This is a genomic window from Pseudomonadota bacterium (assembly GCA_030775045.1).
GTDB lineage: Bacteria > Pseudomonadota > Alphaproteobacteria > JALYJY01 > JALYJY01 > JALYJY01.
Window position 1 is genome coordinate 1 of the sequence record JALYJY010000027.1, and the last position, 10,995, is coordinate 10,995.

A 10,995-nucleotide genomic window follows, 5' to 3' on the forward strand; every position below is an offset into this window, starting at 1 on the left:
ATCTATATCGCGTCCAGAGTCCCGGAGCAACAGGCAAGTCACTGTCCCTTGCCATGGACGCCCCTTCCCGGATCCTGTTCCATAACTGCCCATTAACTGCACCATAATCCCACCACCGGAATCCTTTACCTGTCTTGTTTTTCCGGTTTTCCGGGCCTTTAACTGCACCCTTCCGGCAGGAGTGCTGTGGACTGTTTTTTGAATACGTAAACAAAAGTTATCATTTGTTATCATTGTGTGGTGGTCAGGATTGCCCGTTTCCGTTCCTGTCATCCTGAGCCAAAGGCGAAGGATCCTTGCAGACAGCTGTGAAAAAGATCCTTCAGTCGCTGTCGCTCCTTCAGGATGACAATAAAATTGATGACAGAAAGAGAAACAAACACCCGGAACCGTACGCACGTTTGACCTCCACGAAAAAGACCGAAGTCCTTCGTACAGGAAAATGATCCTTATGTCAAGGACTGTTCCCTGCAGTCCACCCCTCCTCTCATTCCGGACAACCTTTCAAAGCCTGATCTGTCGCGCCAGAGCAGATTCTGCAACACACCGGCAAGGAAAGTTCCCTAGTTTATTTTACAACTTATAGTTGCTGTGTGAAAAAACTTCTTACTGTTTGTTATCAGACAGCTTATTGTCGCGTCGGCTGATTTCTTAGCCTTGCAATCAAAAAAGGAAGAACATGAAAAAGCATGAAAGACATCTGGCCACCCTTCTGGCCACAGCAGCAGTTTCAGCCACAGGATGCAGCGATGACAGAAAGCCGCCTGAAGGGTACAGGGAGGCCAGACCTCTGGACAAACTGACCGCACTGACCGTTGGCGTGCATACCCCCCAGGACCTTGCCCTTCTGGTAGCTTCCCGCCAGGCTTTCCGCGAGTACAATCTTGTCCTCAATGTCGTGGAATTTTCTACGGGCTGGAAAAACTTCAATGCTGTCTCTGCCGGGGATGTGAATATGGCCGCCCTGGATCCTGCGGGCCTTGCCTGGACATATTACCTTCTTCCTCCAGACCTGCTGCCGCCGGGGGCTGAGAACCTGCAGATCAGCAACCCTCTGGTTTATCGTATGGCGGCAGGATTTGTCATATCCGATCGGGACAGAACCCTGGAAGAGGTCATGGGGCAACGCCCCCGGATAGCTGTCGTGGACCCGCAGCTGATGGAGGGCGCTTCTGCAACGTTCGCCACCGGGGAAGTTCTGAAAGGCATGGGATATCAGGAAGGGCGGAATTATTTCTATGCGCCCGGGCAGCAGGATGACCCTGCTTCCATTGAAGTGGCAGTGACACAGGGAAGTGCCGTGGCAGGCATCGTGTGGGATGACATGGTCTGGCGCATGAAAGCCCGGGGCAACCCTGTCACAGAAGTAACAGATCTGGCCCAGAGGCTTCTGCCTGCAACGTCCCTCGTTTCCAGAGGAAACAATACTCCTGAATTCCAGGAAGCCCTGGCCGGCGCCATGTGTGAGGGGACAGACGAGTTCCGTAAATTCCCTGCAGAGGGGATGACGCCTTTTCTGATAGAACACGGAGCAGATCCGGGCACAGTATCGCAGCTTTTTCAAGGCCTCACAGGTTTCGGATTGCCGAAAGGAAATCCTGCAGAAGCTGAAGAGGCCAGGACAAGGATTCTGGATCTTGCCAGAAACTCCGGATTCTACACGGATGAACTGCCCGGCCGGCTTGTGCCTTTCCCTGTCGCAAAGTTTGATGAGGGATCGGGAACATGCATTGTCCCGGACACCGCAGCCACCGCCATTGCTGCTGACCGCCTGCTGCCATAACCCGGCACTGATCCTGTCCGGGAACAGGATCTTCCGGTGACGGGAACCGGGGCACTTTTCAGCAGAACACTGGGAAGTGCTCCGGTTTTCACCGGAATGGCAACTCTTCAGGCCCCATCACCCGTTCAGGATCATGTCCTGATGCGGCACGCCCTGGACATCATACGGATCACCCACAGCAACAAAGCCAAATTTTCTGTAAAAACCATGGGCGTGTGTCTGGGCGCAGACCCTGCAGGCTGAAACTGCGCCGTCTGAAAAAAGCTCTTTCAGGGTCCAGGAAACAATCGCTTTTCCGAAACCCATACCCTGATATTTCGGCATAATGGCCACACGCTCCAGTTTTCCTGTACCCCCATCCAGAATCCTGTAGCGGGCTGTTGCTGTGGGGGCCTTGTCCAGCCATCCGATAAAAGACACAGCCTCGTTTTCTGTCCTGTCGATTTCCTCATGGAAATCAAAAACCTGGGGCACAATGGTCACCATGGTGCGGATGTAGATACAGGCCGCATACTCGTACTGCGTCGATGCCCTGGAAATCTGAAGCACGAAAAGCCCCCTGTTTACCGTATTCCGGAAAATGGATAGAAGTGGTTCCCCATGAACACTCCCTCTCCCGACACTGTGGAAATCTACACTGACGGCGCCTGTCGGGGCAATCCGGGTCCCGGAGGCTGGGGCGCTGTCCTGCGCTGGCGCAGGCAGGAACGGGAAATGTCAGGAGGGGAACCGCAGACCACCAACAACCGCATGGAGCTGATGGCCGCCATCATGGCGCTGGAGACCCTGAAACGGCCGGTGAAGGTGGACCTGTGGACCGACAGCCAGTACCTGCGCGACGGAATCACCCGCTGGATCCATGGCTGGAAAGCCAAGGGCTGGAAGACGGCGGACAGGAAGCCCGTGAAAAACGTGGACCTCTGGCAGCGGCTGGACGAGGCCTGCCGGAAACACACGGTGACCTTTCACTGGGTCCGGGGCCATGACGGGCACCCGGAGAACGAGCGGGCCGACGTGCTGGCGCGACAGGGGATCCTGAAGTCAGAAGTCTGAAGTCCCCTCACCCGGCCTTGCTTCGCAAGTCCACCCTCTCCCGTTGGGAGGGGGAAAAGTTCTGGTTTCTGTCTTCAGGCTTCCGTATCCCCCGTCACTTCCGGCACAGACGGGCGGCCTTTTCCGGTCTCGAGGACCACCGCCCTGTTGGGCCATGGAATCTCCACGCCCTGTTCATCGAACATCTTTTTCAGCAGCAGGTTGAAGGCCCGCATGACAGCCCACTGACGGGTCGGCCGTGTCTTGATCCTGGCCTTGATGATGAGGGCCGTGTCGGAAAAGCGCTCCAGTCCCTGGATGTCGATGGGCTCCAGGATATCCATGGTGTACATGGCGTCCTTCATCAGGGACACCCCGGCCTCGCGCATGAGATCCACGACCCGCTCCACGTTTTCCCGGAAGCCGATGGCCACCTCGAACACCGCGTATGAATAATCCTTGGTCATGTTGGTGATCGTGGTCACCGCGCTGAACGGGATGGTGTGGACGGCGCCGCTGAAATCCCTCAGCTTCAGGGTGCGGATGGACATGGCCTCGACGACCCCGGAATGCTCGTCGCTGACCCGCACGATATCGCCCACGGAAACAGTATCCTCGAACAGGAAGAACAAGCCGGTGATCACATCCTTGACCAGGGTCTGGGATCCGAAGCCGATAGCAAGGCCGATGACCCCGGCGCCGGCCAGGAGCGGCGCGATATTCAGGCCCAGCTCTGACAGCACCACCAAGGTGACCAGGGTCACCAGGATCACCAGAAGCATGTTGCGCACCAGGGGCAGCAGGGTACGGGTCCGGGCGCTGCGCTCGACCCTGTTGCCGTCGGGGGCGGCGCCGGCCAGGTAACGCTCGATCCACTGGCTGACGGCCTCCCACACCACGATGGACACGGCAGTGACCAGCAGGATGGAAACGGCGCCCGAGATCGCCCGCTGTCCCGGCGCGGTTCCCATCCAGGACAGGCTGTCCACGCCCCAGGCATGGGCCATGACCAGGATGGCGAAAAACCATAAAATATTCCGGAAGATCTTCTCGACAATGGGAAGGTACAGGTTGGCCCGGGATTCCAGATGCGGATACTGGGCCTTCAGCTCGGGGGAGACGGAGAATCCCCGACGGATCAGAAGGCGCAGGACCTGGATGGCAAGGCGCGTCAGGACCAGGATCACCACAGTCTCCACCGTGGCCTGGACAATCCAGAAAAAGCCGCCCTCCACTTCCAGCGCCAGAACCCCGTAGATCACGATTACATACAGGATGGCCAGGATATGCCACACAGCCGCCAGCTTGCGGCGCAGGGACAGGATGTATATGAACCGCGCGGGTCCGGCCAGTTCCGGTGCGGGCCCCGGATCTGCATCTGCATCCGCTGTGGCAGCAGCCGGCCGCGGGATCCCGCGCAGGCGCCGTGCCACCTCCTGCCGGTTCTGGAGGATCAGGATGATGGCCATGACCGTCACAATGGCCCCGACAATCTTCAGCAGCGCCAGATACGATGCCTGGGGCAAGCCCAGAACCCGGGCGGATTCGCTGATGAAATATCCGCACACGACAACCACCAGGATGCGCCGTGTCCAGATCAGGATATAGTTGGCGGTCTCGTCGCTGACGGGCACCAGGCGCAGGGACTCGGACGAAGGGGAGAACAGGAACCGCGTCAGGGCCAGAAGCACATGCACAATGACCGTGGCCGTGATCACCGTCATGGCCACCAGCCGGATTTCGGCGGGCGGCAGGGTGACGGACATGATCCCCAGCCCTGTCAGCGCAAAGGCAATGGCCGGCACAATATCCAGCAGCGTCCGCAGCAGCAGGACAGGCGCAAAGGCCATACGCGTTGGCGCGACCCTGTCAGCCAGAAGCCGGTGGAACTCCTTCAGGGCCAGGCTGACCCCCCACTTCACCAGAAAGCCTGTTGTCAGGATCAGGACCAGCTCGGTCAGAAGGCGCAGCCACCGGTCCCGGGTGATGTCATCGGAAACCTGTTTGCGCAGCCATCGCATGGCCTGGGGGGCGTCAAGAAACGCCGCGCCCACGGAAACAGCCTGCGCCGAGATCTCTGCGGCCTTTCCGGACAGGCGCTGCAGGATTCTCTCGCTGAAAGACGGTTGCTGCTCCTGGTCCGTACGGCGGGCGGCAATCATGGTCCGCAGCCTGGATTTCATGGCTCCTGCGGCCACAGGGTCATCCAGCGTGGACAGAAGGTCTTCCAGTTCCGCAGTCGTGGGGCTGCCCTTGCCGGAGCGGCTGTCCGCCTTGCCCTGGGCCAGGACAGGCGATGACAGGCCGGCTGCCAGCCAGGCCATACACAGCACCAGGATCAGGGGACGCAAAAAGGTCATGCAGGATCCCGGTTATGCCGCGCGGACTTCTGTGACTTCGGGAATATAGTGCCGCAGCATGTTCTCAATACCACCTTTCAGCGTGGCGGTGGAGGAAGGACATCCGGCGCAGGCCCCCTTCATGGTCAGGTAAACGACCCCATCCTCGAAACGCTGGAAGGTGATATCCCCGCCATCCTGCGCCACGGCCGGCCGGATGCGCGTGTCCAGAAGCTCCCGGATCTGGGTGGCAATCTCATCGTTGTCCCCCTGGTTTCCGTGCTCCGGCAGGGCCTGCTGCGGATCCAGAAGCACAGGCTGGCCTGTGGTGAAATGCTCCATGATGGCTGCCAGCAGGGGCGCCCTCAGCACCGGCCAGTCCCGGTCAGCGCTTTTCGTGACGCTGATGAAATCACTGCCCAGGAAAACGCTGGCAACTCCGGAGATGGCCAGCAGGCGCTGCGCCAGCGGGGAGCGGGCCGCCTCGTCCATCCCGGAAAAGGAGGCCGTACCCGTCTCCATGACCGTACATCCCGGCAGGAATTTCAGGGTCGCGGGATTGGGAGTGTCTTCTGTCTGGATGAACATGGGCCACCTCATTCATATATATCCCGTTGTGGATAGGCTTTTGCCGCCCGGAAAGTCAAGAATTCCGGTGGACTGCCGCCTCCGGCCCGGCTACCCTGCAGGCCATGACAGCCTTTCTCACCGTCCTGATGGTTCTGGCCATGGCTGCGGTCGCCGTATCCCTCGGGATGGGACTGTGGACCATGATGCGCGGCCACGGGGAGCAGGCGGCGCGCCGCAGCAACCGGCTGATGCAGCTGCGCGTCCTGTTCCAGGGCCTTGCCCTGGTCTTCCTGGCCCTGATCCTGTGGCTGTCCGGACGGAGTTGAATACAGAAGACGGGGACGGTATGCTGCCCGCTCCGGGAAGTGCCTGGAAGAGCAGGAGAAAAAACATGATACAGGCAGACAGCCTCACCTATGGCGGCTTCTGGAGGCGCTTTGGCGCCGTGATGATCGATTCAAGCCTGGTCTTTATTGTGCTGGTCTATGGCGGTCTGGCCTTGCTGTTCATGATCCTTCCCCGGCTTGCTGCATCCTGGGAAGATATCGGCTGGACCCTGCTGTGGGCCATTCCGGCTGTCTGGGCTGTTCTTTACACGCTGATGGAGGTCGTCATGACCTCGTTCTGGGGCGCAACCCCGGGCAAACTGGCCCTTGAGATGAAAGTCCTGGGGCCGGACGGGCAGTACCCTTCCATCCCCCGCTCCCTGGCACGGTTCCTGGTCAAGCTTGTGACAACACTGATCCTGTCGCTGGGCGCGCTGACCGTTCCCTTCAGCAAGCGGAAAAGGGCCCTGCATGACATGGTCGCAAGCTCCGTCGTGATCTGGAAGCCCTGATACTGTGCTGATTATCGACCAGCCCTCACCCCGGACCGGACCCGGCCCCGCAGCAGACATGGCGGAAGACGACCTGCGCGCCTTCGTCGGCCCACGGGCGGACCTGTACCTGGCCCGGTGGCGCATGATAGCCCTGTCCGGCCGGTCCACCGGATGGAACTGGCCCGCGGCCCTGCTGACCGGCTTCTGGCTGCTGTACCGGCGCATGTACCTGTGGTTTTTGCCGTATGCCATGGCCACCCTGTTTTTCTGGTTTCCGGGCGGCATTTCAGGCGTCCTGTGGTTTTTTGTCACCACGGTCGTATTCGGCCTGTTCGGAGACTGGCTGTACCTGCAGCATGCCCGAAAAAAGGTCCGGTGGGCCTCTGCCGCCATGGGCCTCTCCGGCGACCGGCGGCCCATGCTGTCCCGCATGGGCGGCGTTGATCCCATATCCCCTGTGATCTGGGGCGGGTTTCTTGTCCTCATCCTGCTGGTTGTCCTTGCCGTGATAGGCATCGTGGCCGTGTCCGTCATGAACGGCGCCTGGACAGGCATTCCCGGAGCCATCCGGGAGCTTTTCGGGACCCGCTGATGGCTGACCGTATTCTCGTCACCGGTGGGGCCGGCTATATCGGCAGCCATGTGGTGCTGGCCCTGCGTGAGGCCGGATTTGCACCAGTTGTTCTGGACGATTTCTCCACAGGGTACCGGCAGGCCGTCCCTGCAGATGTGGAGGCCGTGGCGGGAGATGTCGGGGACATGGCCCTGGTGGTCTCCCTCCTGAAAAGCCGGGGCATCCGCTCGGTCATCCATATGGCCGCCAGCACCGTCGTGCTGGAATCCGTGGCGGACCCGCTGAAATATTATCGCAACAACACAGCCGGCACCCTGGCGCTGGCCATGGCGTGCCGCGAAGCCAGAGTGCGCCACTTCGTTTTTTCCTCTACGGCTGCGGTCTACGGCAATGCAGAAGGGGCCGCTGTTACGGAAGACACGCTCCTGCGGCCCGTCAATCCCTATGGCGCCTCAAAGGCCATGGCGGAACGGATCCTGCGGGACATGTCCGCGGCCTATGGCCTGGAAACCATAATCCTGCGCTATTTCAATGTGGCGGGAGCCGACCCCCAGAGCCGCGCCGGTCAGAACACACTGCGCGCCACGCACCTGGTCAAGGTGGCATGTGAGGCGGTGCTGGGCAAACGCCCGCTGGTGGAAATTTTCGGCACCGACTGGCCCACGCCGGACGGAACGGCCATCCGCGACTACATCCACGTCACCGACCTGGCCCGGGCCCACGTGCTGGCCCTGCGCCACCTGATGGACGGAAAGCCGGAAGATATCCTCAACTGTGGTATCGGCCATGGTTATTCAGTGCGCGAGGTGCTGGAGGCTGTGGGCCGGGCAGCAGGAAAACCCGTGCCCTGCCACGAAGGTCCCCGACGGCCCGGAGATCCGGCCTCTGTCGTCGCGGACGCAGGAAAGATCTGCCGCGTCCTGGGCTGGAGCCCGGACTACAGCGATCTGGATGTGATTGTGAAAACTGCGCTGGCATGGGAACGCAAACTCCATGTCAACGCATAGACTTCAGGCCACATGCATCGCCATCGGCCAGACGGGAATCCTGCTGCGGGGCCCATCAGGAAGCGGAAAATCAGATCTGGCCCTGCGGCTGATGGACACAGGGACAGAACTGGTGGCCGATGACCAGGTGCTGCTGTCAGTGCGGGACGGCCTTCTGTACGCCCGGTGCCCGGCCTCCATCCAGGGCCTGCTGGAGGTGCGGGGCCTCGGGATTATCCGCCTGCCCTTCCGGCCGGAGGTCCAGATCAGGGCCATCATCGACCTGTTGCCCGAAGGCGCCCGGCCCGAGCGCCTGCCGGAGCCGGAGACTGAAACCCTCCTGGGTATAAAAATTCCCCGGTTCTCCCTGAACCCGTTCCACGCCTCCGCCAGCGCCCGGGTCCGGATGATCGCACGGGTGGCAGAAGATCCGACCCTGTTTTATTCCAGCTGCGGCGACTGAGGGGTTTCCTGAGCCCCTGTCACGGAAGCAGCATATCGGGGCGTACGACCGCTTTTGATGTCGCCTGTGGCACCGGCAAAGGCATTGAGAACAGCCTGCATGGACCCCGGATCCTTGAGGGTTATGGCGTAAAAATGTGGGCTGTCCGTCCCGACCCCGTCAATTTCGTCAATCTGCACACGCGCTTTTGCAGTCAGCCCGGCGCCGGCAAGAAAACTGTCCAGAAGCGCCTGAGTATCAAACTGTCCGTCAGGATCCTTGGCCGGGCCCCTAGAGAAGGACGCGAACTTCCACGTCAGTGTTTCTGGCCGATGCAAAAGGACCCCAGCCGGAAGATTCAAAATTCCCCGCCTCAAACCCCAGCTGCCTGAAGATCGCTTCCAGAACGTCCTGAACACCTGTCATGCCTGCAGTCCTTTCTGTCTTCTGATAGTCCTGTTTCACCACCATACTGCTGCAGTACTTCTGAAAGCAAGAACACTGGGACACCGGCCGGCGCCTGCCACCTGAAAATTTGCGGAAATAGTTTCAGCATTTTGCTCTACAGTTCCCGGCAACAGGAAATTTTGCTGAATCTTTCAGGGGAAAACATCATGGAAATGACTCTTCCGTTCAGATCCAGTCATGTATGGGTTTTTCACACAAAAGACGGGAGCATGCTGTTCCTGGGCAGTGAAGGCATGATTGCCCTGAGGTTTTTCCTGAATGAACAGGGGATAGATGACGCCGTGACACTAATGGAGGCAGAAAAACCTCTCAACCGGAAAAGCCCTGTATTGCTCCCGCAGTATCTTCTGGTTGCTGATACTCCCCGCGGCATGGCAATCCTGGAGGCATTGAAGAAATCCTGCCTTAACGGTATAAACAGCGGCTGCGGGACTCCAACCAATATTCAGGGCATACTGTTGAATCTGACAATGCCGGATGTGGTGGTGCAGCCCAAAAAGCCGCACGGACTTCAGATAACAGGGAGCCCGTATACACTGCATGTCCTGATGTATGCTTTTTCAAAAAACGGGGTTGACTGTACCCCCCGCAGGGAAGAGCCTCAGTCTCCCCAGGGCAATCCTGTGGCTGGTATAGATATCAACAATCCGGAACGGGCTGCCAGCATTCTGGAAAAACTGGGCATGGTATCAGAAGCATCAATTCGAGAACTTCGGGAGCTGGCCGGCCTGAACCCAGCCGTCCCGGTCGGCACAGCCCGACCCTGAACACTTTCCCTGCCATCCTCCGGCTTGCCTTGTCCGCCGAAGCCTTGGCGCAGGCGGAACCGGAGGATCTGGTATGGTATGGAAACCGGATCCCCGCCTTCGCGGAGATGACAAATAATGATAGCCTTGCTCCATGACAGACCTGTCCCCCGCATCTGCTGAACGCTGGCGCCGCCGCAAGGTGGGCCTGCTGGGCGGGTCGTTCAACCCGGCCCATGAAGGCCACCGGGCGGTCAGCCTGTACGCCATGGAAAAACTGGGCCTGGATGCCGTCTGGTGGCTGGTCAGCCCGCAGAATCCCCTGAAATCCGCCGTGGACATGGCCCCCATGACTGAAAGGCTGGAGAGCGCTGTAAAGACTGCCAATGACCCCCGTATCCTGCCCACCACCATCGAGAGCGCCTTGGGCACCCGGTACACCATTGACACCCTGACGGGCCTGAAACAGGCCTTTCCGGAGACTTATTTTGTGTGGCTGATGGGGGATGAAAACCTTGTCCAGGTGACGCAGTGGAAGGACTGGAAAGCCATTTTCCACACCGTTCCGGTTGCGGTTTTCCGCCGTCTGGAGTATAATGAAAATGCGGTGGAGGGTGAGGCCGCCGTGCATTTCAGGGGTTGCCGCATCGACCTGCAGAACGCCGGGGAACTGTCCGCCATGAAACCTCCGGCCTGGGTCTTTCTGGACAATCCGCTGCATCCGGCCTCGGCCACCGCGATCCGCAAGGCCCGCGCCCGGGGCGACGGATCATCCCCTCCAGGGTCATGAGGTTGACGCGCATTGACCATTGTAACAGAAGAAAAAATCACCCTTCCCGCCCCTGAAACCCTGCGGGACATGATCGTCCAGACGCTGGACACCAACAAGGCCGAGCAGGTCGTGGTTGTTGACCTGGCCGGCAAATCAAGCCTTGCAGACTATATAGTCATTGCCTCGGGCACGTCGGCCCGGCATCTGGGCGCGCTGGCGCACCATGTGTCGGACCAGCTGTCAAAGGCCGGCATCAAGCGCATCGAGCTGGAAGGCATGCCGCAGAATGACTGGGTCCTGGTGGACGGCGGCGACGTGATCCTGCACCTGCCGGCTGGCTGCTACTACGCGGTCATCGGCGGGGCGGGCTACGAGACCGTGATCGAAGAGTTCTGCCTCGATCCAGGGGAGACCGAAGTCAACGAGGTCGATCTTGGTGAGGCGCCGGGCTACCTGTATAAGC

At 59.9% G+C, this 10,995-nt stretch carries 14 protein-coding genes; 10 read left to right on the forward strand and 4 right to left on the reverse strand.

Annotation, left to right across the window (positions count from 1 at the left end; genetic code table 11):
• The first annotated feature begins 679 nt into the window (after positions 1–679).
• Positions 680–1,783 (forward strand): hypothetical protein, encoded by a 1,104-nt coding sequence (locus M3O22_03690; GenBank protein ID MDP9195861.1) that lies wholly within the window; start codon positions 680–682, stop codon positions 1,781–1,783.
• 117 nt (positions 1,784–1,900) lie between these two features.
• On the opposite strand, the gene M3O22_03695 is transcribed toward M3O22_03690, so the two are convergent.
• A complete protein-coding gene (locus M3O22_03695) occupies positions 1,901–2,332 on the reverse strand; it encodes a GNAT family N-acetyltransferase (protein MDP9195862.1) in 432 nt (143 codons plus the stop codon).
• Between the two features lie 51 nt (positions 2,333–2,383).
• Between M3O22_03695 and rnhA the strand changes: the two genes are divergently transcribed.
• A complete protein-coding gene (gene rnhA, locus M3O22_03700; protein MDP9195863.1) occupies positions 2,384–2,836 on the forward strand; it encodes a ribonuclease HI in 453 nt (150 codons plus the stop codon).
• A gap of 74 nt (positions 2,837–2,910) precedes the next feature.
• Here rnhA and M3O22_03705 read toward each other — a convergent pair whose 3' ends face one another.
• On the reverse strand, positions 2,911–5,175 hold the full coding sequence (locus tag M3O22_03705) for a mechanosensitive ion channel (GenBank protein MDP9195864.1): 2,265 nt from the start codon (positions 5,173–5,175) through the stop codon (positions 2,911–2,913).
• Between the two features lie 12 nt (positions 5,176–5,187).
• Positions 5,188–5,742 carry a NifU family protein gene (locus tag M3O22_03710; protein MDP9195865.1) on the reverse strand — a complete coding sequence of 185 codons (555 nt, stop codon included), beginning with the start codon at positions 5,740–5,742 and terminating at the stop codon, positions 5,188–5,190.
• A gap of 104 nt (positions 5,743–5,846) precedes the next feature.
• Here M3O22_03710 and M3O22_03715 point away from each other — a divergent pair, with 104 nt between their 5' ends.
• The 5 genes from M3O22_03715 (at position 5,847) to M3O22_03735 (ending at position 8,567) form a co-directional block, all read left to right on the forward strand.
• Complete coding sequence (locus tag M3O22_03715) at positions 5,847–6,050, forward strand: twin transmembrane helix small protein (GenBank protein MDP9195866.1); 204 nt, start codon at positions 5,847–5,849, stop codon at positions 6,048–6,050.
• Between the two features lie 65 nt (positions 6,051–6,115).
• Complete coding sequence (locus tag M3O22_03720) at positions 6,116–6,562, forward strand: RDD family protein (protein ID MDP9195867.1); 447 nt, start codon at positions 6,116–6,118, stop codon at positions 6,560–6,562.
• Positions 6,563–6,620: 58 nt separating this feature from the next.
• Complete coding sequence (locus M3O22_03725; protein ID MDP9195868.1) at positions 6,621–7,136, forward strand: hypothetical protein; 516 nt, start codon at positions 6,621–6,623, stop codon at positions 7,134–7,136.
• Positions 7,136–8,125, forward strand: coding sequence for a UDP-glucose 4-epimerase GalE (gene galE / locus M3O22_03730; protein MDP9195869.1), 990 nt, complete (start codon positions 7,136–7,138; stop codon positions 8,123–8,125). The genes M3O22_03725 and galE overlap by 1 nt, the downstream gene beginning before the upstream one ends.
• Complete coding sequence (locus tag M3O22_03735; GenBank protein MDP9195870.1) at positions 8,112–8,567, forward strand: HPr kinase/phosphatase C-terminal domain-containing protein; 456 nt, start codon at positions 8,112–8,114, stop codon at positions 8,565–8,567. The genes galE and M3O22_03735 overlap by 14 nt, the downstream gene beginning before the upstream one ends.
• Here M3O22_03735 and M3O22_03740 read toward each other — a convergent pair.
• A complete protein-coding gene (locus M3O22_03740) occupies positions 8,546–8,884 on the reverse strand; it encodes a hypothetical protein (GenBank protein ID MDP9195871.1) in 339 nt (112 codons plus the stop codon). The genes M3O22_03735 and M3O22_03740 overlap by 22 nt on opposite strands.
• A 588-nt stretch (positions 8,885–9,472) precedes the next feature.
• Between M3O22_03740 and M3O22_03745 the strand changes: the two genes are divergently transcribed.
• The 3 genes from M3O22_03745 to rsfS form a co-directional block, all read left to right on the forward strand.
• Entirely contained in the window at positions 9,473–9,781 is a 309-nt protein-coding gene (locus M3O22_03745) for a hypothetical protein (protein MDP9195872.1), read from the forward strand.
• 133 nt (positions 9,782–9,914) lie between these two features.
• Entirely contained in the window at positions 9,915–10,550 is a 636-nt protein-coding gene (locus M3O22_03750) for a nicotinate-nucleotide adenylyltransferase (GenBank protein MDP9195873.1), read from the forward strand.
• A 12-nt stretch (positions 10,551–10,562) separates the two neighbouring features.
• On the forward strand, positions 10,563–10,995 hold a 433-nt coding region (rsfS, locus tag M3O22_03755), incomplete at its 3' end, for a ribosome silencing factor (protein ID MDP9195874.1).